The sequence below is a fragment of the Streptomyces armeniacus genome (assembly GCF_003355155.1).
Classification (GTDB): Bacteria; Actinomycetota; Actinomycetes; order Streptomycetales; family Streptomycetaceae; genus Streptomyces; species Streptomyces armeniacus.
In genome coordinates, this window is sequence record NZ_CP031320.1 from 671,068 (window position 1) to 696,214 (window position 25,147).

At 71.2% G+C, this 25,147-nt stretch carries 24 protein-coding genes and 1 pseudogene; 14 read left to right on the forward strand and 11 right to left on the reverse strand.

The genetic code is table 11. The features are described 5' to 3' along the window. Position 1: 1 nt before the first annotated feature. From DVA86_RS02835 to DVA86_RS02845, 3 genes and pseudogenes are all read left to right on the forward strand, one after another. On the forward strand, positions 2-1,360 hold the full coding sequence (locus DVA86_RS02835) for an LLM class flavin-dependent oxidoreductase (RefSeq protein WP_208875501.1): 1,359 nt from the start codon (positions 2-4) through the stop codon (positions 1,358-1,360). Positions 1,361-1,494: 134 nt separating this feature from the next. Then, positions 1,495-1,764: pseudogene (locus DVA86_RS02840) on the forward strand (winged helix-turn-helix domain-containing protein); the annotation flags it as partial. A 107-nt stretch (positions 1,765-1,871) separates the two neighbouring features. Continuing rightward, entirely contained in the window at positions 1,872-2,546 is a 675-nt protein-coding gene (locus tag DVA86_RS02845) for a TetR/AcrR family transcriptional regulator (protein ID WP_208875504.1), read from the forward strand. A gap of 22 nt (positions 2,547-2,568) precedes the next feature. Here DVA86_RS02845 and DVA86_RS02850 read toward each other — a convergent pair whose 3' ends face one another. The 3 genes from DVA86_RS02850 to DVA86_RS02860 form a co-directional block, all read right to left on the reverse strand. Beyond that, the gene (locus DVA86_RS02850) at positions 2,569-3,468 is read right to left on the reverse strand and encodes an alpha/beta hydrolase (protein WP_208875506.1); all 900 of its coding nucleotides are present in this window, start codon (positions 3,466-3,468) and stop codon (positions 2,569-2,571) included. A gap of 284 nt (positions 3,469-3,752) precedes the next feature. Further along, complete coding sequence (locus DVA86_RS02855) at positions 3,753-5,036, reverse strand: cytochrome P450 family protein (protein WP_208875508.1); 1,284 nt, start codon at positions 5,034-5,036, stop codon at positions 3,753-3,755. Next, the gene (locus tag DVA86_RS02860) at positions 5,033-6,325 is read right to left on the reverse strand and encodes a cytochrome P450 family protein (RefSeq protein WP_425470749.1); all 1,293 of its coding nucleotides are present in this window, start codon (positions 6,323-6,325) and stop codon (positions 5,033-5,035) included. The genes DVA86_RS02855 and DVA86_RS02860 overlap by 4 nt, the downstream gene beginning before the upstream one ends. Before the next feature lie 418 nt (positions 6,326-6,743). Between DVA86_RS02860 and DVA86_RS02865 the strand changes: the two genes are divergently transcribed. The 3 genes from DVA86_RS02865 to DVA86_RS02875 all read left to right on the forward strand — a co-directional run bounded on the left by DVA86_RS02865 (position 6,744) and on the right by DVA86_RS02875 (position 9,967). After that, entirely contained in the window at positions 6,744-7,667 is a 924-nt protein-coding gene (locus DVA86_RS02865) for a DUF5753 domain-containing protein (RefSeq protein ID WP_208875510.1), read from the forward strand. Between the two features lie 154 nt (positions 7,668-7,821). Then, a complete protein-coding gene (locus DVA86_RS02870; protein ID WP_208875512.1) occupies positions 7,822-8,604 on the forward strand; it encodes an SAM-dependent methyltransferase in 783 nt (260 codons plus the stop codon). 364 nt (positions 8,605-8,968) lie between these two features. After that, entirely contained in the window at positions 8,969-9,967 is a 999-nt protein-coding gene (locus tag DVA86_RS02875; protein WP_208875514.1) for a DUF3048 domain-containing protein, read from the forward strand. A gap of 113 nt (positions 9,968-10,080) precedes the next feature. On the opposite strand, the gene DVA86_RS02880 is transcribed toward DVA86_RS02875, so the two are convergent. From DVA86_RS02880 to DVA86_RS02890, 3 genes are all read right to left on the reverse strand, one after another. Continuing rightward, positions 10,081-11,892: a bifunctional metallophosphatase/5'-nucleotidase gene (locus DVA86_RS02880; RefSeq protein ID WP_208875515.1), complete on the reverse strand. Its 1,812-nt coding sequence runs from the start codon at positions 11,890-11,892 to the stop codon at positions 10,081-10,083. A 176-nt stretch (positions 11,893-12,068) separates the two neighbouring features. Beyond that, positions 12,069-13,289: a cytochrome P450 gene (locus tag DVA86_RS02885; protein ID WP_425470750.1), complete on the reverse strand. Its 1,221-nt coding sequence runs from the start codon at positions 13,287-13,289 to the stop codon at positions 12,069-12,071. Between the two features lie 216 nt (positions 13,290-13,505). Next, entirely contained in the window at positions 13,506-14,105 is a 600-nt protein-coding gene (locus DVA86_RS02890) for a dihydrofolate reductase family protein (RefSeq protein ID WP_208875519.1), read from the reverse strand. A 112-nt stretch (positions 14,106-14,217) separates the two neighbouring features. On the opposite strand from DVA86_RS02890, the gene DVA86_RS02895 reads away from it, so the two are divergent. Continuing rightward, complete coding sequence (locus DVA86_RS02895; RefSeq protein WP_208875521.1) at positions 14,218-14,802, forward strand: TetR/AcrR family transcriptional regulator; 585 nt, start codon at positions 14,218-14,220, stop codon at positions 14,800-14,802. 659 nt (positions 14,803-15,461) lie between these two features. Then, a complete protein-coding gene (locus tag DVA86_RS02900) occupies positions 15,462-16,073 on the forward strand; it encodes a hypothetical protein (RefSeq protein ID WP_208875522.1) in 612 nt (203 codons plus the stop codon). Between the two features lie 60 nt (positions 16,074-16,133). Here DVA86_RS02900 and DVA86_RS02905 read toward each other — a convergent pair whose 3' ends face one another. Further along, positions 16,134-16,520: a hypothetical protein gene (locus DVA86_RS02905; RefSeq protein WP_208875523.1), complete on the reverse strand. Its 387-nt coding sequence runs from the start codon at positions 16,518-16,520 to the stop codon at positions 16,134-16,136. Between the two features lie 134 nt (positions 16,521-16,654). On the opposite strand from DVA86_RS02905, the gene DVA86_RS02910 reads away from it, so the two are divergent. Both DVA86_RS02910 and DVA86_RS02915 read left to right on the forward strand, forming a co-directional pair. Next, a complete protein-coding gene (locus DVA86_RS02910) occupies positions 16,655-17,224 on the forward strand; it encodes a TetR/AcrR family transcriptional regulator (RefSeq protein WP_208875525.1) in 570 nt (189 codons plus the stop codon). A gap of 109 nt (positions 17,225-17,333) precedes the next feature. Then, positions 17,334-17,750, forward strand: a complete 417-nt coding sequence (locus DVA86_RS02915; RefSeq protein ID WP_208875526.1) for a Dabb family protein — start codon at positions 17,334-17,336, stop codon at positions 17,748-17,750. A gap of 124 nt (positions 17,751-17,874) precedes the next feature. On the opposite strand, the gene DVA86_RS02920 is transcribed toward DVA86_RS02915, so the two are convergent. Next, a complete protein-coding gene (locus tag DVA86_RS02920) occupies positions 17,875-18,489 on the reverse strand; it encodes a hypothetical protein (protein WP_208875528.1) in 615 nt (204 codons plus the stop codon). A gap of 76 nt (positions 18,490-18,565) precedes the next feature. After that, positions 18,566-18,754 (reverse strand): hypothetical protein, encoded by a 189-nt coding sequence (locus DVA86_RS02925; RefSeq protein WP_208875529.1) that lies wholly within the window; start codon positions 18,752-18,754, stop codon positions 18,566-18,568. Between the two features lie 172 nt (positions 18,755-18,926). On the opposite strand from DVA86_RS02925, the gene DVA86_RS02930 reads away from it, so the two are divergent. Further along, positions 18,927-20,087 carry a helix-turn-helix transcriptional regulator gene (locus tag DVA86_RS02930; RefSeq protein ID WP_245996299.1) on the forward strand — a complete coding sequence of 387 codons (1,161 nt, stop codon included), beginning with the start codon at positions 18,927-18,929 and terminating at the stop codon, positions 20,085-20,087. Between the two features lie 200 nt (positions 20,088-20,287). Here the strand turns inward: DVA86_RS02930 and DVA86_RS02935 are convergent, their stop codons facing one another. Next, positions 20,288-20,761 (reverse strand): cytidine deaminase family protein, encoded by a 474-nt coding sequence (locus DVA86_RS02935; protein WP_222623278.1) that lies wholly within the window; start codon positions 20,759-20,761, stop codon positions 20,288-20,290. A gap of 203 nt (positions 20,762-20,964) precedes the next feature. Here DVA86_RS02935 and DVA86_RS02940 point away from each other — a divergent pair, with 203 nt between their 5' ends. Beyond that, a complete protein-coding gene (locus DVA86_RS02940; protein ID WP_208875531.1) occupies positions 20,965-21,261 on the forward strand; it encodes a DUF3303 family protein in 297 nt (98 codons plus the stop codon). A 23-nt stretch (positions 21,262-21,284) separates the two neighbouring features. Here DVA86_RS02940 and DVA86_RS02945 read toward each other — a convergent pair whose 3' ends face one another. Then, a complete protein-coding gene (locus tag DVA86_RS02945; RefSeq protein ID WP_208875532.1) occupies positions 21,285-22,031 on the reverse strand; it encodes a FadR/GntR family transcriptional regulator in 747 nt (248 codons plus the stop codon). 343 nt (positions 22,032-22,374) lie between these two features. Between DVA86_RS02945 and DVA86_RS02950 the strand changes: the two genes are divergently transcribed. Together DVA86_RS02950 and nhaC are read left to right on the forward strand one after the other, a co-directional pair. Next, complete coding sequence (locus tag DVA86_RS02950) at positions 22,375-23,574, forward strand: trans-sulfuration enzyme family protein (protein WP_208875533.1); 1,200 nt, start codon at positions 22,375-22,377, stop codon at positions 23,572-23,574. Then, on the forward strand, positions 23,571-25,079 hold the full coding sequence (gene nhaC / locus DVA86_RS02955; RefSeq protein ID WP_208875534.1) for a Na+/H+ antiporter NhaC: 1,509 nt from the start codon (positions 23,571-23,573) through the stop codon (positions 25,077-25,079). Before DVA86_RS02950 ends, nhaC begins: the two co-directional genes overlap by 4 nt. Positions 25,080-25,147 lie beyond the last annotated feature (68 nt).

The following is a 25,147-nucleotide window of genomic DNA, read 5'->3' on the forward strand; positions in this document are numbered from 1 at the left end:
CATGACCACCGACAGGACCGTCACCCGCGGCGGCGCCCGCCGCACGTTCCATCTCAACGCCTTCCTCATGGGCGTCGGCCACCACGACGCGGCCTGGCGCCACCCCCGTACCCGCCCCGAGCGGATCACCGACCTCGCGCACTTCCAGGAGCTCGCCCGGATCGCCGAACGCGGCCGCCTCGACTCCCTGTTCCTCGCCGACGGGCTGACCCTCCCGGGCAACGCCCGGCACAACGCGCTCGGCGGCTTCGAGCCCGTCACGCTGCTCTCCGCGCTGGCCGCGACCACCGAGCACATCGGGCTGATCGCAACCGTCTCCACCACGTTCAACGAGCCGTACCACGTGGCCCGCGAGTTCGCCTCGCTCGACCACCTCAGCCGCGGCAGGGCCGGCTGGAACATCGTGACGTCCGGAAACATCGACGAGGCACGCAACTTCGGCCTCGACGAACACGTCGCGCACCACCGCCGGTACGCGCGTGCGCACGAGTTCCTGGAGGTCGCCGTCAAGCTGTGGGACAGCTGGCAGGACGACGCCGTGGTCCTCGACCGCGAACGGGGCGTCTACGCCGACGGCGGCAAGGTGCGCGCCATCGAGCACCAGGGCGAGCACTTCCGCGTCGCGGGGCCGCTCAACGTGCAGCGCTCCCCGCAGGGCCGCCCGCTGCTGGTACAGGCCGGATCGTCGGAGGACGGGCGGGAGTTCGCGGCCCGGCACGCGGAGGCCGTGTTCACCGCGCAGCAGACGCTCGCCGACGGGCAGGCGTTCCACGCGGACCTCACCTCGCGGCTGGCGGCGTACGGTCGCGCGCCCGGGGACGTACGCGTCCTGCCCGGCATCTGCCCGGTGCTCGGCGGCACCGAACGGGAGGCCCGCGCGCTGGAGGAGGAGCTGACGGCGCTCCAGGTGCCGGAGTACGGGCTGCGGCAGCTGTCCGGGATGCTCGGCGTCGACGTGTCCGGGCTGCCGCTGGACGGGCCGCTCCCCGAACTGCCCGACGAGAAGGACATCAACGGGAACAAGAGCCGCTTCACCCTCGTACGCGAGCTCGCCCGGCGCGACGGCCTCACCCTGCGGCAGCTCATCGCGCGGCTCGGCGGCGGGCGCGGGCACCGCGTGTTCGCCGGTACGCCGGAGCAGGTCGCGGACGAGCTGGAGGAGTGGTTCACGCGGGGCGCGGCCGACGGCTTCAACATCATGCCGCCGCATCTCCCGGGCGGCCTGGAGGACTTCGTGGACCACGTCGTCCCGATCCTGCAGCGCCGCGGACTGTTCCGCACCGAGTACACGGGCCGCACCCTCCGCGACCACTACGGACTGCCGCGGCCGTCGGCGGCCCCGCTGGCGGCGGGCGTCTGACGGCCGGACCCCTGTGCCCCTGTGCCCCCTGACCGGACCGCCTATCTCGACGAAGGAGCAGCACCGTGCAGCAGTACGCCGCCCCTCTCACGCTTCTGCCCACCGGGACGGGGATCACCGTCGGCACCGACTGCCGCACCGTCACCGTCGACGGGCGGGAGCTCCACCTCACGTACCTCGAGTTCGAGCTGCTGGCGCATCTCGTCGCGCACCCGCACCGGGTGCACTCGCGCGAGCTGCTGACGGAGGCGGTGTGGGGCCACGCGTACGTCGGCGACGGGCGGACCGTGGACGTCCACATCGCCCGGCTGCGGCGCAAGATCGGGACGCCGCACCGCGACCGCATCGTCACCGTCCGCAGGGTCGGCTACAAGTACGTGCCCGGCCGCGGGACGCCCCGATAGGCCGCCCCGATAGGCCGTGCACGGTCGGTGACCGCATGGTCGTGCACTTAGTACAATGCGGAAGCAACGCGGAACGGGGGGCGCCGCAACGAGAGCAGAGGTGGCGCATGGCACGCACGCGTACGTCCGGCCCGGCACGTACGGACGGGCGAGTCGTACGAGGCAACCAGACCCGGCGGCTGATCCTCGCCCGCACGGTGGAGATCGCCTCCGTGGAGGGCCTGGAGGGGCTGTCGCTCGGCCGGCTGGCCAGTGAGCTGGAGCTGAGCAAGAGCGGCGTGTTCGCGCTGTTCGGCTCCAAGGAGGAGCTGCAACTCGCCACCGTACGCGCGGCGGTCAAGATCTACGTCGAGCACGTGCTGCGGCCGATGGAGGAGCTCCCGGCGGGCATCGCCCGCGTCTGGCACCTGTGCACCGGCTGGCTCGCCTACTCCGAGGGGCGGGTCTTCCCCGGCGGCTGCTTCTTCTACTCCGCCTCCGCCGAGTTCGGCGCGCGCAGCGGCAAGGTGCACGACGCGCTGGCGGACGCTCGCGCCGACTGGCTCGCGTACGTCGGGCAGACCATCGAGGAGGCGCGTACGGCGGGCGAGCTGCGGGCGGACACCGATGTGCCGCAACTCGCCTTCGAGATCCACTCGTTCCTCGAGGCGGCCAACTCCGAGTCCGTGCTGCTCGACGACTTCAGCTGCTACCGCAGGGCCGCCAAGGCCGTCCACGCGCGGCTGCACGCCGCCGCGACAGACCCGGAGCTGCTGCCGGAGCTGTCCACCGCGAAGGTCTGAGACGGGCTGAGCCGGGGCGCGGTCAGCGCGCCCCGGCGGCCTCCGGGGCCGTACGGGCTCCGTCCACGAAGTCCAGTACGGTGTCCACCACTTCGCCGTCCGCGAGTATCCGGCGGTGGCCGAGCCCGCTCGTACGGAGCAGCCGCGCCTGGTCGCCGTACGCCGCGGTGATCCGCAGGGACTGGGCCGCCTCGACCGTGTCGTCGTCCTCGTCGTGCACCACGAGGAGCGGCGTCCGTACGTCGCCGGGCCGCGCGGTGACCGACAGGCGCTCCCACACGTCCCGGTCCGGCTCGGCAGGGTAGAGCTCCCGCTGGACGCGGCGCCGCAGCGCCTCCCGTACGGGGGCGCGCAGGCCGAGGGCCGCGCAGAAGCCGTCGGTGATGTACGCGAAGTCGACGACAGCGCCGATCAGCACGGCGCGCTCCGCCCGCAACCCGCCCTCGCGCAGCGCGCAGAAGGCCGCGAGCGCGCCGGCGGAGTGCGCGACGACGGCCTCGAAACCGCCACCCTCCGCGCCGTACTCCCGCTGCAGCGCGCGCACGGCCTCGCCGAACTCGGCGACCGTCGTACGCCGCCCGGCCGAGTCGCCGTGCGCGGGCGCGTCGAACGCGACGGGGCTGTAACCCCGTTCCAGCAGCCCGGCGATGAGCGCCGCGCCGCGTGAGCCGCGGGAGCGCCAGCCGTGCACGAAGAGGACGGGGCGCTCGCCGCTGCCCCAGTGGTACGTCACGACGCGCTTGCCGCGCACGGTCAGTTCGCCGCGGCGCGCGCCCGCGAGCAGTTCGCGCTCCTGGTCGCGCAGCTTGCTGCGGCGCAGCGGGAGCCGGAAGAACGCGTACGCGGCGCGGCCGGCGAGCGGTGCGGAGACGAAGGAGGCGGCGTTGACGGCGGTGCGGACGAGGAGCGGGGTCAGCTGCATGGCACGGGATAGTAGCACGATCGTTCGCATATATTCATGGGTCCGGGGCCGCCATTCCGTAGAAAACTAAACGGTCGATCGTGCTACTATCGGAACCCAGGCAGAACCGTACGCACTCCGCTCCCTGGAGGACGACGCCATGGTTCCCATCCCCGCGCACCAGCTCCGGCGGGACCGTTCCCCCCGCCCCAACCAGCGCCTCAAGGACGAGTTGGACCAGCAGATCGACGAGCGGCTGTTTCCGGCGGAGCGGGACGCCCCGCCGGAAACAGCCGGCTACCGCGTCAGCGTCCTGCCAGCAGTACGGGGAAGGACCGCAGATCGTTCTGCGTGAGCACCGGCAGATTGACGATCTCCTCCGGCGGCACCGCCAGCCGCAGCCCCGGGAAGCGGTCGAACAGCGCGGGCAGCGCGATCGCCGCCTCCAGCCGGGACAGCGCCGCGCCGGGGCAGATGTGCGGGCCGTGTCCGAACGTGATGTGCCGGATCGGCGTCGGCCGCCTGATGTCGAACCGGTCGGCGTCCGGCCCGTGCTGTGTCTCGTCCCAGCCCACGGCGCGGTACGAGATCACCACTCCCTCTCCCTCGGAGATGACACCGCCGCCGTCGGCGGGGTCGCCCACCTCGATGTCCTCCGTGGCGAAGCGCATCAGCAGGTGCGTCGTCGGGGTGTCCCAGCGCAGCGTCTCCTCGATCACCGTCTCCCAGCCCACCTCCCCGTCCAGCACCAGCCGCAGCTGTTCGGGGTGGGTGAGCAGGGCACGAACGGCGTTCAGGATGAGGCCGATCGTGGTCTCGTGCCCGGCCGCCACCATCGCCTTGAGGTTGCCGACGACCTCGTCCTCCGTGAGCGGCTCGCCGCCCTCGTCCGCGAGGATCAGCGCGCTCGTCAGGTCGTCGGCGGGCACCGCGGTACGGGCGCGCACCATGTCGGTGAAGATGACGTCCAGTTCGTCCATCACCGCCAGCCGCTCTTCCTGCGGCGTGAGCATCGAGAAGAACGCCTTGTACAGCTCGTGCAGCCGCGGGTGCAGCTTCGGGTCGACGCCCATCAGCACGCTGATCACCCGCATCGGGAGGGGCAGCGCGAACACGGACTTCAGGTCCACCGGCTCGCCGTCCGCGCCCTGCTCCGCCAGGTCGTCCAGCAGCCCGCGGGTGATCTGCCCGATGACCGGCCGGAGTTGCTCCAGCCGCCGCGGGGTGATGGCCTGCGCGGTCTTCGTACGCAGCCGACGGTGCTCGGCGCCGTCCACGGTGAACATGGAGCGGCCCGCGTCGATCATGCCGATCAGCGGCCACTCCCGGGTCACCTCCCCGGACTGCCACAGCGTCCACTGGTTGATGTCCTTCACCAGCCGCGTGTCCGTGAGCAGCCGGCGCGCCTCCGCGTGCCGGGTGATCGTCCAGGCGGGCACGCCGAGCAGCTCGATCCGGGTGAGCGGCCCGGCCTCGCGCAGCCGCCGCGTCTCCCCGGCCAGGTCCCGTACGAGCGGGTCGATCGCCATCGGGCACCCCGCGGCGGCGCTCTCCGGGGGCGCGGTATGCGGCGAGTCAGGGCTGCTCATGGTCTGCCTCCAACGGGGGGAGCGGGCGAGAACTGGACCGGCAGCACCGCCATCCCCCGCAGGAACGGGGACGGCCGCCGGGCGAGCGTCTGAGCGGGTACGGCGAGATCGAGGTCCGGCAGCCGGTCGAGCAGCACCTCGATGCCGCTCCGCGCGATGACCTCCGCGATCTCCTGCGCCTGGAACGGGCACTGGAACTCGCCGTGGCTGAACGAGAAGTGGGCGTTGTTGCCGTTGCGGAAGCCGTCCGCGGCGCCGTCCGCGACATGCACCTGCGGGTCCATGTTGGCGCCGGCCAGGCCCAGCAGCAGCATGTCGCCGGCCCGTATCCGGCAGTCGGCCAGCGTGGTGTCGCGTGCGGCCCAGCGCCCGGCCAGGATCTGGGTGGGGGTGTCCTCCCACAGCACCTCGTTCATGGCCTGCGGGATGCTGTGCCTGCCGCCGCCGAGGGAGGCGGCGAACCGCTCGTCGGTGAGCATCAGCCGTACGGAGTTGCCGATCCAGTCGGCGGTCGGCAGATGGCCGGCGGCGGTGAGGGCCTGCAGGTCGAGCGCGTACTCCTCGTCGGTGAACGGCTCCGGGTGCGCCAGCATCCGGGACGCGACGTCGGCGCCGGGGGCGGCGTGCTTCTCGGCGACGAGGCGCCGCAGCCGTTCGGAGAAGTAGCGGAAGCCCTCCAGCGCGTCCGCGCCGCCGTCCGCGAGCGCAGTCATCGCGTCGATGAGGGGCGGCCCGTCGGCGTCCGGCAGCCCGACGATCCGGGCGAGCACCAGGACCGGCAGCGGCTTGGCGTACTCGGCGATGATGTCCGTCTCGCCCTTGTGGCAGAAGCCGTCGATGAGCTGGTCGGCCAGCTCCTCGGCGTGCTTGGCCAGTTCGAGGTGGCTCACGCCGTCCAGCGCGCTCTGCAGCATGGTCAGATGCCGCTGGTGCTCGGCGCCGACGGTGTAGTACACGGACGGCTGCCGCTGCCCGATCATCGGCAGCAGCGGCCAGTCCGGGGGCAGCTTCTCCCACTGGTTCCACAGCCCGGAGTCCCGCGGGAAGAGCACCGGGTCGGCGGTGACCTGGTACATCTCGCGGTATCCGATCACCAGCCAGGCGGGTACGTCGCCCGGCAGCGTCACCGGCACCACCGGGCCGTGGTCGCGCCTCATCTCCCGGTACAGCTGCGCGGGATCCGTGTGGAACCGGGGGCCGCTCAGCGGCACCGCGTCCCCCGTGGCGTGCGCCGGGCAACCGGCCGGCGGTGCCGGGCTCGCGCCGGCGGCTTCGGGTTGCGTCGTCACGATGCGTCCTCCCGTTGGACGGGTAGCGTGAGCAGGAACTCGGTCATGGGGCCGGTGCGTACGCCACCGGCGGGGCGGCGGCCGCGCGGCCCGCTCCCGTACGGCGCTGTGGTCCTCGTGGTCAGGGAGGGGCGACGTGGTACACGGGATTTCTGCTCAACCGGTGAACACCATAGGGCAGTTGCCGGTCGCCTCGGTGGGTGATCCGGACAGATCCGTGCAGTTCCGGTCGCGCCGGGGCCGGTGGTCCGGGAGGAGCCAACTGCCTGTCCGGGCCCGGGAGTCGGGTGGTTCGCACGAGTGTCCAGCGGGAACGTTAAAGTCAAAAGGCGAACTAACCCGTGCCGTGGTACTGCAACTGCCGGGCGCAGGGCGTAGCGTGGACCGGCCCCGAGGCGGCCAGACGGAGAACGGGAAGATGCGGATCACACGGCTCACCGACGACGTGTCCGTCGCCATGCCCACCGACGCGCTGTCCACGGGACAGGCGGAGGGCCACGCGGTGGCCCGGCTGCTGCTGGGCGAGCGGCTGCGGCGGCTCCGGGAGGCGCAGTACATCACGCGCGCGGAAGCCGCGGAAGCCATCCGGCTCCAGCACACCCAGCTGACCCTGATGGAGCTCGGCCGCACCGGCTTCCGGTCCCGCGACGTGGCGGACCTGCTGACCGTCTACGGCGTCCGCGAGGCCGACGAGCGGGCCACCATGCTCGCGCTCGTCGAGCACACGAACGCGCCCGGCTGGTGGCACCCGTACGCCGACGTGGTGCCCCGCTGGCTGCGCACCTACCTCGGCCTGGAGCAGGCCGCCGGGGTCATCCGGAGCTACGAGGTGCAGTTCGTGCCCGGCCTCCTGCAGACCCGGGACTACGCACGCGCCGTGATCGCGCTGGGCCACGACAACGAGCCCGAGGGGCGCCTCCAGCGCCGCGTCGACCTGCGCATGCGCCGCCAGCGGATCCTCCGCCGGTCCAAGCCGCCGCACCTGTGGGCGGTCGTCGACGAAGCCGTGCTGTGCCGCCCCGTCGGCGGCCCGCGCGTGATGCGCGAGCAGCTGGAGCACCTCATCGCCGTCTGCGAGCTGCCGCACGTGACCATCCAGGTGCTGCCGTTCCGCGCCGGCGCGCACGCGGCGGGCGGCGGCCCCGTCAGCCTGCTCCGGGTGCCGCAGCCGGGGCTGCCCGACGTGGTCTATCTCGAGCAGCTGATCGGCGCGCACTATCCGGAGGACCCCGAGGACATCAAGCGGTACCGCCAGGTCATCGACCGCCTCGTCACGACCGCCGAGCCTCCGGCCCGTACGCCCGAGCTGCTCCGCCGCATACTGGAACAGGGCTGGTCCTGAAGCAGCACCACCGGCAGGGAGAGGTTCCATGGCAGACACTTCCTCCGGCTCTCCGGAGCCTGAGCAGGGAGCCAGCGGTGGGCCGGGGCGGGGGCCGGAGCACGAAGGTCCCGAGCAGGGGCATACTGGTCATTCGGAACGTCCGGAGGAGCCGATGCCCAAGATCGACAGCAGCGTCCCGCACTCCGCCCGCATCTTCACGTACTGGCTGGGCGGCAAGGACCACTTCCCGGTGGACGAGGAAGCCGGTGAGCGGGTCCGCGAGATCTTCCCCGCGATCGTGGATCTCGCCCGGGTCGGCCGCTACTTTCTGGGGCGCGTCGTGCGCTATCTGGTGCAGGACGCCGGCGTCACGCAGTTCCTCGACGTCGGCACCGGCCTCCCCACGGTCGACAACACCCACGAGGTCGCCCAGCGCCTCGACCCCCGCTGCCGCGTCGTGTACGTGGACAACGACCCGCTGGTCCTCGCCCACGCCGAGGCCCTGCTGACCAGCACGCCCGAGGGCCGTACGCACTATCTGGAAGCGGACGTGCGCGACCCCGAGCGCATCCTGAGCGAGGCACGCGGGATCCTCGACTTCGACCAGCCCGTCGCCGTGTTCCTGATGGGCATCCTGGCCCACGTCGACGACCTGACCGAGGCGCAGTCGATCGTCCGCCGCCTGATGGACGGCCTGCCCGCGGGCAGCTACCTGTCGGTCCGGGACGGCGCCGACACCGACCCGGCGTATCTGGCGGCGATAGAGGGCTACAACGCGAGCGGCGCCGTGCCGTACCGGCTGCGCAGCCCCGAGGAGATCGCCCGCTTCTTCGAGGGCCTGGAGCTGGTCGAGCCCGGCGTCGTGCCGTGCCCGCAGTGGCGCCCGGAGGCCGAGGATCCGTTCGCCAGCCCGGACGACGTGGCGCTCTACGGCGGCCTGGCCCGCAAGCGGTAGCGACGGCGGCGCGGCCCCACAACCCAGCCCGTCCGGCGTTCTGCGACGGCGGCGCGGTCCCACAACCCGGCCCGTCCGGCGTTTGAGGACGGACGGTGGGGGCCGCCGGGCAGAGGCGCATCGGGCCTCCTGAGCCGTGGGCGGCCGCGCGTGCGTCGTGGCCGAGGGCCGTCCTCAATCGCCGGACGGGCTTGATGTGGCGGAGGACCGTTCTCGAACGCCGGACGCGGGTGGTTCCGCGCGTAAACGAAAGGCGAGGAGTGCGTCGAGACGTACGCACAGATTTCCGCGGGGTGTTGACGATTCCGTCCGGTGGGGATGAGGTAACTGCGCGCCACATCCCCCCACACACGAAGGACGCTCCATGAATCGCAGCTCCAACTCGCCCGCCCCGCGGGCCGGCCGCCGAACGAAGCGGCTGCTGACCGCACTTGCCGTGCTGGCACCGCTGGTGGCCGTCACCGCGGTGCAGTCCACCGCGCAGGCCGAGGACGCGCCGCGCGCGAAGGAGGACACGTCGCCGTTCACCGGGCTGCCCGCCGAGCCGGCGCCCGTAATGGCGGTGAAGGTCGACAACGTCAAGGCCGCCCGCCCGCACACCGCGCTGGAAGAGGCCGACATCGTCTTCGTCGAGAAGGTCGAGGGCGGCCTCAGCCGGCTCATAGGCGTGTACGCGAGCCAGCAGCCCGAGCAGATAGGCCCGGTGCGCAGCGCACGCGAGTACAACGTGGAGCAGCTGCGCATGTTCGACCGCCCCGCCCTCGCGTACTCGGGCGCGCAGAAGGGCGTCGACGACCTCATCCAGAAGTCGCCGATCTACGGTCTCTCCAACGACAACTTCCCCGAGGCGTACTTCCGCGACGAGAGCCGCGAGGCCCCGCACAACCTCTTCGTGCACCCCGACAAGATCCTCGCGGGCGCCCCCGAGGCCAGCAAGAGCAGCGACATCGGCTTCCGCTTCGGCGACGAGGCGCCGGAGGGCGGCGAGCCGATGGAGGAGCGCACCGTGAAGTACCCGGCGGCCGAGACCACGTTCAACTGGTCGAAGGAGGAGGACCGCTGGCTCGCCTCGTTCGACGGCGAACCGGCCATGAGCACTGACGGCGAGCAGCTCGGCGGCAAGACGATCGTGGTGCAGGAGGCGGACATGCCGCCGTCCGACTTCCAGGACCCCACGAACACCACCCCGTACATCGAGACCGTCGACAAGGGCGTGGCCACCGTCCTGCGCGACGGCAAGGCGTACAAGACGACGTGGGAGCGCACCAGCGCCGAGGGCGACACCACGTACACGCTGCCGAACGGCGAGCGCATGCCGTTCGACCGCGGCCAGGTGTGGGTGGTGTACGAGGAGCGGAAGTAGCCGCGGCGCCCTGACACGGCCTCCCGGCATACGGCGGCCCCGGACCGTACGTGCTGCGTACGGGCCGGGGCCGTGTGCCGGGCGTCGGCCGGAGGTCCGGCCGGAGTGCCGGTTCAGCGGAACGTGATGCGCTCCGCCTTCGGCGCTGCCAGCGGGTTGTCCTTCGACGTGTGCTTGCGGAGGTACTCCGTGAACGCCGACAGGTCCGTCGTCCCGGTCTCCCGGTCGGTGCCCTTCTTGAATGTCGCGAAGCCGTTGCCGCCGTCCGCGAGGAACGAGTTCACGGTGACGCGGTAGCGCTCCGTCGCCGTCACCGGCTTCCCGTTGACCCGCACCGTGTCCTCCAGCAGCCGCTCCGCGCCCTGCCGCGACATGTCGGCGGAGTAGCGCAGCGCGGACGACAGCTGCAGGAAGATCGGCTCAGCCGCGTTCTCCCCGGAGAACTGCTCGCGCAGCACCTGCACCAGCTGGTCGCCGGTGAGGGTCATCGTGACCAGCAGGTTGTCGAACGGCTGGACCTGGAAGGCCTCGCCGTACGTCACCACGCCGTCGCCCTCCTTGCCCTGCGCCTTGTACGTCAGGTCGGCGCGCATGCCGCCGGTATTGAGGAACGCGAGCTGGGCGCCGGCCCCGTTCGTGGCCTCCACCTGTGTGTCGGTGATCAGGTCGCCGAGCGGGGTCTCGGGCTCCTTCGAACCGCGTCCGGGCAGATCGGCCTCGATGTGCCCGACCGCCTCGTCCGACAGCTCCGCGGAACGCGCCCGCCAGCGCTCGACGACCTCGTTGACGGCCTGCTGCCGGGGCGTGGCCGTCGGCACCAGGTGGTTCCGCGCGGTGACCGAGGACCGTACGACGTCCCGCGTCTCCGGGTCGAGCACGAACCGCAGGTCCGTGAACGCGCGCCCGAACGACGCCGCCTGCGTGACCGGCCGCGGGTTGCCCGCCGGGTCGTCCACGGTGCAGGTGTACGGCTCGTGCGAGTGGCCGCTGAGGATCACGTCCACCTTCGGCGAGACGCGCTGCCCGATCTGCTTGATCGGCCCGCTGAGCGCGGAGGCCGGGCCGGCCGCGTCGCAGTCGGCGTCGTACGCCTTCCCGGCCCGCGTACCGCCCTCGTGCACCATCGCCACGATGGCCTTGACGCCCTTGCCGTCCAGCTCCTCGGCGTACCGGTCGATGGTCCGCCGCTCGTCCGCGAACTCCAGCCCGCGTACGCCCGCGGCGCTCACCGCCGACGGGGTGTGCTGGGTCGTCAGCCCGATGAAGCCGACGCGCTCGCCGTTCGGCAGGCGCTTGATCCAGTACGGCGGGAGGATCGGCTCCTTGCCGCCCTCGCGGGTGACGTTCGCGGCGAGGTACGGGAAGTCGGCGCCGTCGTACGGCTGGTCGGGATCCGCGCAGCCCTCCTTGGGGTGGCAGCCGCCGTCGGTCATGCGGAGCAGTTCGCCGCTGCCCTCGTCGAACTCGTGGTTTCCGACGGAGGACACATCCAGGCCCAGCGTCTCCAGCGCGTCGACGGTCGGCTCGTCGTGGAACGCGGCGGAGAGCAGCGGGCTGCCGCCGATCATGTCGCCCACGCCGACGGTCACGCTGTCGCTCTGACCCTCGCGCGCCCGGTCCAGCAGCGTCGCCAGCTGCGGCACACCGCCCGCCTGGACGCTGCTGACCTGCCCGTCGCCGTTCTGCTTGGCGAGCGCGCCGGCCGCGCCGCTCACCGGGTCGAGGTTGCCGTGCAGGTCGTTGAGGGCGAGCAGCTGCACGGGCAGCGGCCGCGGGGCGGCTGTCGCGGGCGGGCTGCTGGAGGCCGACGTCGCGGTGACGGTGATGACGATGGAGAGGGTCGCGCCGAGCGCGGCGGCGAGGCGCCGTACGGGCTTACCGGGCGGTGGCTGTGCGGGCCGGGCGGACTGGGGGGTTCTTCGCATGAGAGATCCCGTTCCTGCTGCGGAGATGTAGATGATCTCGATGTACAACATCGGGATCGCCGACTCTCCGCGGGAGCGGATACGGGCACAGGAGTCCACCGAAACGGCCCATGCGGGGGTAGGCCTGACAGCGGCTCAGGTCCGGCCCGGCACGGCTGTCCTGCCCGGCCGCCCTGCTAGCCCGCCGCAGGCGTGAAGCGCACCGGCAGCGACGTCAGCCCGCGCGTGAACACGCCCTCCTGCGCCAGCACGCAGTCCTCCCGCAGGGCCAGCCCCGGCATGGCGTCCAGCAGCTGGTTGACCCCGACCTCGACCTCCGTCTTGGCCAGCAGCGCGCCCACGCAGAAGTGCCGCCCCAGCGCGAACGCCAGGTGGTCGGCCGCCGCGGTGAACGCCGAACGGGTCGGCAGATCCGTACGGAAGATGTCGAACCGGTCCGGGTCCGCGAAGCGGTCGACGTCCCGGTTGGCCGCCCCGATCAGGCAGTTGACGGTCGAGCCCGCCGGGATCACGCCGCCGGACAGCTCGACGTCCTCGGCGGTCTCCCGCATGATCATCTGGACCGGCGGCGTGAAGCGCAGCGTCTCGGCCAGCGCCTGCGCGATCAGCCCGCGGTCCGCCCGTACGGCCGCCAGCTGCTCCGGGTGCGCCAGCAGGTTCCCGACGAGGCCCGAGATCGCCTTGTCCGTGGTCTCGCCGCCGGCCGCGAACAGGATGCTGATGAACGCCTTGATGTCCTCGTCGCTCATCCGCGTCCCGTCGATCTCGGCGGTGCAGAGGACGGAGAGCAGGTCGTCGCCGGGGTGCCGGCGGCGGTCCTGGATGACGGGGATCATGTACGCCGCGAGCTCGTCCCTCGTACGGTGGCCGGCCGCGGTGACCTCGGGGTCCTGGGCGAGGTTGCCGAAGTAGGCGACGATCGCCGTGTACCAGGCGTGGAACCGGGGGTGCTCGGCCTTGTCCAGGCCGAGCATGTCCACGATCACGTTGATCGGGAAGTGCGTGGCGAAGTCCTGCACCAGTTCGGCCGTGCCCGTACGGGCCGCGGTGATCGGCGCGATCAGCTCGCGCGCGTTCTCCTCGATCACCGGGAGGAACTTCTCCTCCAGCATCCGCCCCCGGAACGCGGGCGCCACCAGCGCCCTCCGTACGGCGTGCTCCCGGCCGCTCATCTGCACCAGGGTGCGCCCGTGCACGGGCTCCAGCTGCCACTCGTAGTTCCGGGTGGTGAACACCTCGTCGCGGAAGGCGCGTTGGACATCCGCGTAGCGGGAGATGAGGTAGCTGCCCGTCGCCTCGTGCCAGAGCAGCGGGAACGACTCCCGCAGCGCGGCGTACGAGGGGTACGGATCGGCGGCGAACTCCGGGGAGAGGATGTCGGGCGCTTCACGGACCATTGGCATGACATCCCCCGACTCGCACGGTGTGCGGGTGAGCAGTGGCGGGTGGGCAGTGACCGGTGACCTGGTGCACGTTAAGCCCGCTTTTGCCCCTGGTCCATACGCGCTTCACCACCCGCCGGAGCACGCGGGGGCGCCCGGTCGCAGAAGCGGGAGCGCGGGCGTGCGGAGGCGCCCGCGGCCCTGCGACTGCGACCGTCGACCGTCCGTTGCTCAACTCCCCCGCTTCCTGGTGTACGTGAGGAACACCCCGCCGGTCTCCATGGGCACGCACTCGGCCAGCGCGTACGCCGCCGGCTCGAACGCTGCCGACGCCCCGAACAGCGGCGTCCCGGAACCGACGGTGACCGGCGCCAGCTTGACGATCAGCTCGTCGATCTCCCCGTACAGCGAGGCGGCCAGCCCGCCGCCGCCCAGCAGCCAGATCCCCTTGCCGTCCTCCTCCTTCAACTCCCGTACCCGCGCCACGGGATCGCCGCCGACCAGCTCCACCGCCGGGTCGGGGCTCTCGGCCAGCGTCCGTGAGAACACCAGGTGCCGCAGATGCGGATACGCGTCGGTGACCCCCATGTCCAGCCCGACCTGGTAGCTGCGGCGGCCCTCCAGAACCGTGTCGAAACGCGTGCCCTCCGCGGTGACACCGAGCGCCGCGCGCGCGGGGGCCGGAAGGATCTCCGGGTACGTGGCGGACAGATGCGCGACGTAGTCCTCGGCGATGGGCCAGAAGCCGCCGGGGCCGGTGGGGTCGCCACCGTCCGGTGCGGCGATGAAACCGTCGATGGTGCTTCCGACGCAGTAGGTGAGCTTTCGCATGTGTGCCCCTCTCGTGGTGTGCGCGCACGGCACGCGATGTACTCTGGTTGAAGTGGTTTGAACATAGTGCTGCAATTGCAGTGGTGTCAACGACGTTTTCCTGGAGAGACCCATGCGGCAGAACCCGGCCCGGCGCACCGCACTGCTCGACGCCGCCATCGAAGTCCTCGCCCGCGAAGGCTCACGCGGCCTGACCCTGCGCGCCGTGGACGCCGAGGCGGGCGTCCCCACCGGCACGGCGTCCAACTACTTCGCCAACCGCGCCGAGTTGCTCCGCCAGATCACCGACCGCACCCACGAGCGCCTCACCCCCGACCCGGACGCCCTCGCCGCCACCATGCGGGCGCCCGCCGGCCGCGAACTGGTCGTCACCCTGCTGGAACAGCTCCTCGAGCGCATGCGCGCCGACCGCAGCAGCCACCTCGCCATGCTGGAACTCCGACTGGAGGCCACCCGTCGCCCGGAACTGCGCACGGACCTGACCCGCTCGTTCGCCACCACGCTGGAGAACAACATCAGCTGGCACCTCGACTCCGGCCTGCCCGGCGACCGCACCACGGTGCTGCTGCTCTACCTCGGCATGCTCGGCATGATCGTCGACGACCTCACGGTCCCGGACCTCCTCGCCACACACGACCACCACGCCCTGATCGAGTCCCTGGTCGCCCGCACGCTTCCGGGGGGTGGCGGCGCGTAGTCCGTCCGCCGTATGTCACGTCTGCGCACCCGCGAGGCCGAGATCATCCGGCGGGGGATCCACCTGGCGGCGATGGCCAGCCGTGTCTGACAAGAGCCGCTGTTCTCCCGCACGTTCGAGGGCCCGGGGCATGCCCTGGCCAAGGACGGCGTACGGGATGCCGTGGCCGCTGACGATCTGCCGTTCTGACGAGCCGGTTCGGCTTGTGGCCACGGAAGCGGTGGAGTAGGCGCGGACGCGTGGTGTGTGCGGCGGCACGCGGTGGGGCGGCACGCGGTGGGGCGACCGCACAACAACCCTCCGCCGGGGCGGTGTTGCGGGTGGGTCTGATCTGTCCGGCGTACAACCTTTGGGCGGCACTGGGCGCGCCGCAGAGCAGCGCGCACTTCGCGGCGCCGCTCGCGAAGTAGGGCACACGGGCTCGTTCCCCTGTACTTCACGGTGAGTTCACCGAGATCATCATGGGGAATTCACGCTACTGTCACTGATTCCCCGCAGGGGGAGGCAACCGTACGGGGGGTCCGGCGCGTCCCCGCGGAAGACCTCTCCGGGCGAGAGCTGCCCGGAGACCGCAGCCGGACTCCGTACGCGCGCGACGTGTGACGCGCGTAGTCGCGGGTCCGGCGCGCGGAACACGACCAGCAAAAGGGGAACCCATCGTGGGGATTCGCAAGGGGCACCGCGCCGTGCTCATCGGAGCGGCGGCGGTCGGCCTGATCGCCGCCGGTTACGGCAGCGCCGTCGGCGTGACGGCGGACCCGTCCGGGGACGGCGCCAGGAACAGCGGTCCGGCAGCCGGGAGCGGAGAACACCGTACGGCGGCGGCCGACGGCGAGTTCGAGTCGACGATCAAGCTGGAAGACGGCCGCCAGGTCAACGTACGGCTCGTCGAGGGCACGGGAGTCCAGGAGCGGCACCGCGCCGAGGGCGCGGACACGTGGAGCAAGTGGCAGACGATCTACAAGACCGAAAGCGACCGCTGCCAGGGCGTCGAACTGACCGAGTCCAGCGGCACCGTCTCGCTCGTCGCCGACTTCGGCCGCTACTGCTATGACGGCGAGCCCCCGACAGAGTCGGTGGCGGGTGTCGGCCTGGGCGACCTCGCCGGCAGCGACTGGGAAATCAACATCACCAAGGACTTCGACGGCTGGCAGGACGCCTCCGTCAGCGACGACGGCGGTCACGTCGTCTTCGTCCGCAACAGCGACGCGGGCCTGTCCACCCTCCGCTGGGAACAGGGCAAGGGCTTCGGCGAGATCGTCAGGCCGTAACGCACCACCCGTAACGCGCAGCCGGGGCGGGCCGTCAACCGGCCCGCCCCGGCCGCCCGTTCACCCCGCCAGTTCCAGCGCGGCCAGTGCCTCCGGCGCCGGCGCCGTGCCGTCCTCCGTCGCGAGGGTTGAGGCGCCGCGGCAGGCCGAGTTCGCGGCGGAGCGCGCCGACGGACGAGGTGAACGCCCGGTCCATCGTGCGCAGCAGCAGCTGTCCGCCCAGCCGGTTGCCGTGCCGCCCGAGTGGCCGCAGGCCGCTGAACACGGGCGGGAAGTCGGCGGTGGGCTGGATGGCTGGAGGTACACACCCAGCGTCGGGATGCGTCGCGCCTCGCCGAGCGCCGCGCACAGGGGGTGGGTGAGCGTGGACGCCAGCAGTACGTCCGCACCGGCCGCCACCGCGTCCCGTACGCCGTCCGTGAGCCGGGGCAGGAAGTCCGTGGCCATGCTCCGTACGCGGGCCATGGCCACCGGTACGCTCGCCGCCCGCGCGAGACCCTGCCCGACCTCGCCATGCCGACTACGCCAGGCAACTCGACTTCGGGTTGACAGTCCACACGTGTGAGTGGTCTATTAGTCACATGCCGACCTCACTTCCGCAGCGACAGCTCTCCACCGCCGACGAACGACGGAAGACCGTGCTCCGGACTGCGGTCAGCGCGTTCGCCGACCGGGGGTACTTCGGGACGACGACGACGGACGTGGCCAAGCGGGCGGGCATCTCGCAGGCGTACGTCTACCGGCTGTTTCCGGACAAGGAGACGCTGTTCGCCGCGGTCGTGGAGCACTGCTTCGCCCTGATCCGCGAGAGCTTCACCGATGGAGCCGCGGCGGCCAGGGGCAGTTCGGCGCAGGAGGTGCTGGACGCGATGGGCGACGCGTACGCCAAGCTCATCGCCGACCGGAGCCTGCTCCTGCTGCAGCTGCACGCCCAGTGCGCGGCGGCGTCGGAGCCGGCCATCCGCGAGGTGGTGCGCGGCGGATACGCGCGGCTCGTCGAGTACGTGCGCGGGGTCTCCGGGGCGTCGGAGGCCGACATCCAGCGGTTCTTCGCCATGGGGACGCTGTGTCATCTGGTGGTCGCCATAGACGCCCACGAGGTCGACGCACCGTGGGCCCGCGCGCTGTCCGACGGACTCCGCCACTACTGACGGGCTCCGTCACGGGTCCCGGTCGCCGGGGCCCTTTTTTCGGTCAGGAGAGTGAGTGGTCAACCACACATTCAACTGAAAGCGACATCCACTACGGAAAGGAAGACCGATGATCCACCACGGCATCCGCTTCACCCTCAAGCCCGGTGTCACACCGGAACAGCTCGAGGAGGCCCTCGAAAGCCTGCGCACCCAGGGCCGCACCATCGCGTCCGTGAAGTCCTTCGTCGTCGGCCGCGACTACGGCGGTGACTACGAGTGGGGCGCCACCTTCGTGATCGAGGACCTCGACGGATACTGGGAGTACCTCATCCACCCCGACCACCTGCGTACGGACCGGCTCGGGCTGCCGCTGGTCGACAAGTTCACGTCGTTCGACATCACCGACGACCCGGACCCGGACACCGGCACGAAGATCGCCGCCCTGCACCAGCGCCGCTTCGACGGCGACGCCGAACTGACGCGGCTCGTCTCGGGCCTGGGGGAGTACGTGGGCAGCGGGGCCCCGGGGGCGCACGGCGACTGACGACAACTCCCCCTGTGAGGGGCGGGCGAGCGGGCGGGCGTACGCAGGGCGCGGCGCCCGCCCGCGCGTTCACGCGTGACGCGGCGCGTCATGCGCGTTCACGCGTGACGCGGCGCCGGCTCGGTCACCGCCTGGCGAAGATCTCCCGGACATCGGCCAGATCCTTCTGCCGATCGTCGTCGTCTCCGTACACGCACTCGGCGGCACGGTGCTCGACGACGGCCTCGGGGGTGAACTCGCGCCCCAGGAGACAGTCCTGGAGGCAGAAACCGAACCCGGACTCCTCGTACATGTCGAGGCCCGAGCGTTCGCAGTGGGCCATCAGCCCGTCGGCGGGCCGCCACTGCTCGCCGTCGTACCAGAAGACGCCGCCGGCGTAGTGGATCGTCGCGCCGGTCTCCTCGTCCTTCAGATTCAGCGACTCGTAGTTCTCCGGCCGGTCGCGCACCAGCCGTACGAGATCCTCGGGCACGCCGTCGTACAGCGACTCCTGGAGGGCGTAGTCCCCCTCCGCGTACAGGTTCAGCGCCGTCTCGTGATCGAAGGTCAGCAGCAGCACGCGCCCGTCCGGCACGAAGTACCAGACGGCCGACTGGCCGCCGCCGTCATTCCACGCGTACCGGGTGGCGGAGCCCACCTTCCGCGCGGGGACGTCGGCCAACTCCCCGGCTATGACCGCCCGCCGCTCCAACTCGTCCACGGGCGTCGCGGCCAGCGCCTTCCACAGCTCTTCACTCATCCCGGGAGGCTACAAGCCGCCCAGGGGCACGGCACCGGTGCCTGCGCCTGCGCCTGCGCCGGAGACGCGACAGGCATCACCTCTTCCGCGCCCGGCAGCGCTTCATGAGGGCGGTGACGGTGTCGTGGTCGGCGTTGCCGTTCAGCGCGGCCAGGAGATCGTCCGGGCACAGCTCGTACAGGTCGCCCCACCACCGGCGCCGGGTGTTGTCCCAGATGCGATAGCCGCCGGGCACGCCCCTGGCCACGTACCGGCGCCTACTCACGGCTGCTCCACGGGCGTTGGGCCACCTGGCCAGGTTATCGCTGATACCGCCGACGGGGGGCACCGGCGGCGGGCCCGTACCGCCGTACGCCCCCGCCCAGTTCGGCCGGAATTCCACCGCCCGGGTGCCGCGTGCCCGGCGATAATGGGCGCCGGCTACCGAGGAGTCCCGGATGCCCCCTCGCGTGCACTTCACCACCGCGGATCTGCTCCGCGTCACGATCGCCGAGCGGCCCGACCCGCTCACCGACGTGATGACGAGCCTGTGCCACATGCAGCGCCGTGACCCCGGGACGGAGCACCTGGAGTGGCAGGCGTGGGCGCGGCCGCGGATCGCGCGCCCGCTGGGCGTGCTCCGCTCGTTCGTGCACCCGATCGGCTACCCGGACTTCCTGACACCGCTCGGCTGCGACGATCTGGACGCCGGGCTCGACGCGATCCGGTACACCCCCACGCCCCGCATGCACGCCGAACTGGAGGACTTCTCCGCCGACTTGCCGGCGCCGTACCGCGACCAGGCCCTCGCCGTCGCCCAGGGCTCGCCCGCCGCGTTCGACGCGCTGAGCGACGCCGTACGCGCGTACCACCGCGCCGTGCTCGCCCCGATGGAGGACCACGTACGGCGGCGTACGGAGGAGGCGGCGGCCCGTACGGTCCGTACGCTCGTCACCGAAGGGCTGGACGCGGTCCTGGCCGGGCTGCATCCAGGGCTCCGCTGGGAGGCTCCCGTGCTCGTACTGGACTGCAAGGACCGGGACTTCGACGTCCGCCTCGACGGACGCGGGCTCCACCTCCAGCCCTGCTACTTCACCCACGAGCCCATGCTCGGGCTGTGCTGCGACGGCCCCGCGCACCTGGTCTACCCGGTGCGCCACGACGTCGTATGGGACCCGGGCTCCCTGCCGGACGGCGACGGCGACGGCGGCGGCAACTTCGACCGCAACGGCGACGATGGCCCGAGGGGCGGCGCCGGTCCGCCCTCACCGGGGCGCAGACGGGCGCTGGTCCTCCGCATCCGCGCGTTCATCCAGCAGCGGCTGCACGATCCGGAACTGAGCCCGGCGGCCGTCGCGTCCGCCCACCACATCTCGGTCAGCCACCTGCACCGCCTCTTCCAGGAGCAGGGCACGACCGTCGCCGCGTGGATCCGGCAGCAGCGGCTGGAGGCGGCGAGCCAGGACCTCGCCGATCCGCGGCTGTTCGAGCAGCCGGTCCGGCACATCGCGACGCGCTGGGGCTTCACGCACCCGGCGGCGTTCAGCCGCACCTTCCGCAACCACTACGGCGTCCCCCCGACCGACTACCGCTGGCGAGCCGAACGGGGGGCGCTGTAGGGCCCGTCCGCATCCCCCGGTGCGTACGGGCGGGAGGCAGGGGCCCGCCCACCCCCGTACCCCCGAGCGGGCCCCGCGCGCTGTCGCACGTGTGTGCTTCAGTTGCTGTCGATCCTGCCGCGTACGGGGGCGGCTGTCGTTGGCCGTCAGTCGCGCCCTCTTGACGTTCCCTCTACGGCTGCCCGGCTGTGGCTGTCCGCCTACGGCTGTCCGTCCTCCACGGGGTCCTGGAACAGCGACGGGTCGAACCGCTGCGTCCCCTCGTCGACGGTCCACACGGCGCCGAGCGGCATCAGGTCCTTGATCCGTACGCTCCTGATCCCCTCGGGCGTAGGGAGGACGACCCTGATGTCCGGGTGGTAGTCGAACAGCACCTGCCGGTCCCTGCCGCACGGTCCGACGGGCCCGCGCCCGTAGTTCCCCACGGCGACGATCGTGGCCAGCTCCCTGGCCCCGGAGGCGCGGGCGTGCCCGAGAGCGACGAGCTCCGCGCACGGGCCGCCGGTGAAGTGGTAGACGTTGATGCCGCCGTACATCGCGCCGTCGACGCCCCGGACGGCGGCGCCCATGGTGTGCGCGCCGTCCTCGCCGTCGGTGTTGGCATCGACGATCTGCCTCGCGAACTCGACGAGCTCACGGTCCTCGGGCGTCAGTTCTCGGCTGGGAATCCGCACGCACGGCATGCTACGGGCGCCCGCGGCAGCCGCAATCGGATTCGTCCCGCGCACGGGGCGGGCGATCGGTCCGCCGGCGGACCCGGACGGTGGTCGAGATGTTGCCGCCCTGATCACTCGCGGCGAGGCTGAGCGGGACATCACCGGGTCTCAGCGAGCGCGGACGAGACCGCGCCGCCCGCGGTGGCGGAAGGAGCAGGGCCATGAGGGTCATGCTGAGAGCGTGCTTGGACACGCAGATCTCGAACGAAGCGCTGAAGAACGGCACACTGCCGAAGATCATGCAGACGATGACGGAACGCCTCAAGCCGGAGGCGGCCTACTTCGGCCCCAGTGAGGGTGGCCGGTCCTGCACCTTCGTCTTCGACATGCAGGACAGTTCACAGCTGCCCACCATCGCGGAGCCGCTCTTCGAAGGGCTCGGCGCGAAGATCGAGATCCAGCCGGTGATGAACAGCGAGGACATGCAGAAGGGCCTCGCCGCACTGCAGAAGGGTTGAACAGGCCGCGGCACCGCGGCGGACTACTCGGCTTCGGCCTCCGCCCCGTCCCCCTCGGGGCGGCTCTCGATCTCCTGCAACGTCACGTGCAGGTGGTGCTCCATCGCCGCGACCGCCTGCGCCGGATCACCGGTCAGCACGGCGTCGAGCAGCTCCTCGTGCTCGGTGGCCGAGCCCGCCGGATCGGCGCCGGTGGCGAGGTAGCGCCGGTGGCTCTCCTCGCGGCTCTCGGCGAGTGAGCGCTCCAGGGCGTCCAGTATCTGGGTCAGGCTGGTGTTGCCCGAGGCCGCCACCAGTGCCTGGTGGAAGGCGACGTCCGTACGTATCCGGGTGGGCATGTCGAGCGGGTTGGCGCGCTGCTCGGCGATCGCCTCGCGGGCGCGGGCGATGTGCGACCGGGTCTGCGGCTCCTCCGGGCCCGCGATGCGCTGCGCGGCGAGCCGGGCGCCGTGCACCTCGAGCGCCTTGCGGATCTCGGTGAACTCCATGAGGGCGCGCTTGTCGCGCAGGAACGCGAGCGCGACGAAGTTCTCCACCGGCAGCGCGTTCGGCGACGCGACGACCGCCGGCTTGCCCTGGCGGCGCTGCACCAGGCCGCGCGCCTCAAGGGTCTTCATCGCCTCCCGGAGGACGACCCGGCTCACCCCGAACCGCGTCGCGAGCTCACCTTCCGGAGGCAGTTGGTCGCCGGGTGTGACATCGGGGCCGACACACAGCTCCTCGATGAACTCCGCGACCTGGCTGGTCAGCGACCGTGGCTGGGCGCGCATCGCGCTGCGTCCGGCTGCTGCCGGCTGCCGCGTGGACGCTCCCTCCGCCGTGTCTCCCAATGCGTTCGCCCCTTAGTCCGATCGGCCTTCGCACGTGAGCTTACTGAGCGGTGGCGCGGTGCGGGCGCGGTGCCGTACGGGGCTGACGGTTGCTGTACGGGGTCGTACGCGTTCGTACGGCGTTCGTACGGCGGTCGTGCGCGGTCGTACACCACTCTGACGCGGTCTCGCACATCGTTCGTCCGAAGTGTTGACTACGTAGCAGCTTATATTACAAGCTCTCTCCGTTCGGCGGCATACGGAAGACCGTCGTCCGTATGTCAGTCCGCGACGGAGGGCGCAGGTGAACAGCACCGACCAGCAGATCTGTATGGGCGCGTGGGACGGTCCGGGGGCGGAACCCGGTGCCGTGGCGCCCCCGATCTACCAGACGAGCCTCTTCACCAAGCCGTCCTTCGCCGAGTTCGTACGGCAGCAGGCCGCCGAGCACGAGAACTTCGTCTACAGCCGGGGCACCAACCCCACGGTCGCCTTCCTCGAGGAACGTCTCGCGCTGCTCGAGGGCGGCGAGGCCGCGAAGTGCTTCGCCTCCGGCATGGGCGCGATCAGCGCCGTACTCGCCGGCCTGCTCCGCGGCGGCGACCACGTGCTCTTCGTCAACTCCGTCTACGGCCCGACGACCGAACTCGCCCAGCACCTCGAACGCTTCGGCGTCGAGCACACGGTCCTCACCGACCCGGCCGCCGACGCCGAGGAGCACATACGGGAGAACACGGCGCTCATCTACGTCGAGAGCCCGGGCACCATGCTGATGAAGGTCGTGGACATCCGGGAGCTGACCGCGGTCGCGCGCCGCCGCGGCATCCGTACGGTCATGGACAACACCTGGTCCACACCCCTCTTCCAGAAGCCGCTCGCGGCCGGCGTCGACCTCGTCGTCCACTCCCTGACCAAGTACATCGGCGGCCACAGCGACGTCATCGGCGGCGCGGTGATCGGCTCCCGCGACGTGCTCCGCGAGCTCTTCTACCAGGGCCACCAGCTGTTCGGCGCCGTCATGTCCGCGATGGAGGCCTCTCTCGTACTCCGCGGACTGCGGACCCTCCCGGTACGCATGGAGCAGCACCAGCGCAACGCGCTCAGCGTCCTCGACCATCTGCGCGCGCACCCCGAGGTCGTCGCCGTCCACCACCCGTACGTCGACCACGGCCCGGACGAGGACGTGATCACGTCCCAGTTCAGCGGCTTCTCCGGACTCCTCAGCTTCGAGCTGAGGGAGGGCACCTTCGCGCGGGTGTCCCGCTTCATCGACGCCCTGAGCCTCTTCCGGATCGGCCCGAGCTGGGGCGGCTACGAGAGCCTCGTGACGTCACCGGTGCGCTCCGACGACCCGGTCTCGTCCCCCTGGCCCGGCCTGATCCGGCTCTCCGTGGGACTCGAGGGCGCGCAGAGCCAACTCGAGGATCTCGACCGGGCCTTCGCCTCGCTCGCCGCCGACGGCGTCCACACGCCGCGAACACTCCTGCCTGAGAGGACACCGTGAAGTTCCAACAGGACACGCCGCCGCAGGAACCGCCGTCGCAGGACTCGCCGTCGGCCGGCGAAGGCGGGAAACGTACGCTCCCCCAACCCCGGCCCGCCGTCGCGCTCATACCGGTGGTCATCACCGTGGCGATCTTCGTCGGCGGTATCGGGATCATGGAATTCCCCGCGGAGCTGATGCTCATCTTCGCGGCCATCGTCTTCACGGTCTTCTCCGCCTGCCACGGCGTCGGCCTGGACCAGGTCCTCGCGGACATGGGCGAGAAGATCAAGCGGGCCCTGACGGGCATCCTCATCCTGCTGAGCATCGGCATCCTGATCGGCACCTGGATGATCGCGGGCACCGTCCCGCTCATGGTCGACTACGGCCTCCAGCTCATCAACCCGTCGTACCTGTACGTCCTCTCCTTCGTCGTCACCGCCATCGTGGCCACGTTCACCGGTACGTCGTGGGGCGCGGCGGGCACGATCGGCGTCGCGCTGATGGGCGTCGCCGCCACCATGGACATCTCGCTGGCGATCACCGCCGGCGCCGTGGTCTCGGGCGCGTACTTCGGCGACAAGCTCTCACCGCTCTCCGACACCACGAACGTGAGCTCCCTGGCGGCCGGCGCCAACATCTACGAGCACATCCGCCACATGCTCTACACCGCGGTGCCGTCGTCGCTCCTCGCGGTCGTGGTCTTCCTGCTCGCCGGGTTCTCGATCGACGCGGGGTCGGTCGATCTCGACGTCATCGACGGCACCGTCGACGAGCTGCAGGAACTCTTCACCCTCAACCCGCTGCTGCTCCTGCCGCCGGCCGTGGTCCTCGTCGGCTCGATCATGCGCAAGCCCCCGCTGATCGTGCTGTTCGTCTCCTCGGTGACCGCCGCCGTACTCGCCGTGCTCGTCCAGGGCTTCAGCATCGCCGACACGTTCGACGCCGCCGTCTCCGGCTTCACCACCGACATGCTGTCCGGCGACGTCTCGGACCCCCTCACCGAGCTGCTCAACCGCGGTGGCCTGCACTCGATGTACAACTCGGCGTTCTTCGTCTTCTGCGCGTTCTTCTTCGCCGCGGCACTGGAGAACTCCGGCGTGCTGCGCCTCCTGCTCAGCACAGTGATCGACAAGCTGCGGTCGACCGGCAGCCTCGTACTGGCCACGCTGCTCTCCGGCTTCACCGTCATCAACGGCACGTCGAACGCCCTGGTCACGTACTTCCTCATCAACGACCTCTACGGCGAGGCCTTCAAGAAGCGGAACCTGCACCCGACCAACCTCTCCCGCAGCATGGAGGACTCGGTCACCCTCACCGAGGTCCTCATGCCCTGGACCGTCTCCGGCGCGTTCATCGCGGGCACCCTGGGCGTCGACAACTTCGACTTCCTGCCGTGGGCGGTCTTCTGCTGGAGCGGCATCGCCTTCTCCGCGCTGCTGGCGTACCTCTCCCCCGTCACCCGCGACTTCGGCATCCGCCGCCTGACGCCCCGGGAGCCCGAAGCGGAACCGGCCAAGGCCTGACGCCCCGGGGGCGCGCTTCCCGTACGGCCCGCCAATGCGCGCAACCCTGGAACCGCCCCGCCCCGCCC

Bases quoted from the DNA above. Each gene is read 5' to 3' on its own strand.
- DVA86_RS02910 (WP_208875525.1), top strand. From the start codon at position 16,655: ATGCCGACCTCACTTCCGCAGCGACAGCTCTCCACCGCCGACGAACGA.
- DVA86_RS02880 (WP_208875515.1), bottom strand. From the start codon at position 11,892: ATGCGAAGAACCCCCCAGTCCGCCCGGCCCGCACAGCCACCGCCCGGT.
- DVA86_RS02850 (WP_208875506.1), bottom strand. From the start codon at position 3,468: ATGCAGCTGACCCCGCTCCTCGTCCGCACCGCCGTCAACGCCGCCTCC.
- DVA86_RS02905 (WP_208875523.1), bottom strand. From the start codon at position 16,520: ATGGCCACGGACTTCCTGCCCCGGCTCACGGACGGCGTACGGGACGCG.
- DVA86_RS02865 (WP_208875510.1), top strand. From the start codon at position 6,744: ATGCGGATCACACGGCTCACCGACGACGTGTCCGTCGCCATGCCCACC.
- DVA86_RS02915 (WP_208875526.1), top strand. From the start codon at position 17,334: ATGATCCACCACGGCATCCGCTTCACCCTCAAGCCCGGTGTCACACCG.
- DVA86_RS02890 (WP_208875519.1), bottom strand. From the start codon at position 14,105: ATGCGAAAGCTCACCTACTGCGTCGGAAGCACCATCGACGGTTTCATC.
- DVA86_RS02875 (WP_208875514.1), top strand. From the start codon at position 8,969: ATGAATCGCAGCTCCAACTCGCCCGCCCCGCGGGCCGGCCGCCGAACG.
- DVA86_RS02885 (WP_425470750.1), bottom strand. From the start codon at position 13,289: ATGGTCCGTGAAGCGCCCGACATCCTCTCCCCGGAGTTCGCCGCCGAT.
- DVA86_RS02920 (WP_208875528.1), bottom strand. From the start codon at position 18,489: ATGAGTGAAGAGCTGTGGAAGGCGCTGGCCGCGACGCCCGTGGACGAG.
- DVA86_RS02870 (WP_208875512.1), top strand. From the start codon at position 7,822: ATGCCCAAGATCGACAGCAGCGTCCCGCACTCCGCCCGCATCTTCACG.
- DVA86_RS02845 (WP_208875504.1), top strand. From the start codon at position 1,872: ATGGCACGCACGCGTACGTCCGGCCCGGCACGTACGGACGGGCGAGTC.
- DVA86_RS02930 (WP_245996299.1), top strand. From the start codon at position 18,927: ATGCCCCCTCGCGTGCACTTCACCACCGCGGATCTGCTCCGCGTCACG.
- DVA86_RS02835 (WP_208875501.1), top strand. From the start codon at position 2: ATGACCACCGACAGGACCGTCACCCGCGGCGGCGCCCGCCGCACGTTC.
- DVA86_RS02855 (WP_208875508.1), bottom strand. From the start codon at position 5,036: ATGAGCAGCCCTGACTCGCCGCATACCGCGCCCCCGGAGAGCGCCGCC.
- DVA86_RS02895 (WP_208875521.1), top strand. From the start codon at position 14,218: ATGCGGCAGAACCCGGCCCGGCGCACCGCACTGCTCGACGCCGCCATC.
- DVA86_RS02945 (WP_208875532.1), bottom strand. From the start codon at position 22,031: ATGCGCGCCCAGCCACGGTCGCTGACCAGCCAGGTCGCGGAGTTCATC.
- DVA86_RS02940 (WP_208875531.1), top strand. From the start codon at position 20,965: ATGAGGGTCATGCTGAGAGCGTGCTTGGACACGCAGATCTCGAACGAA.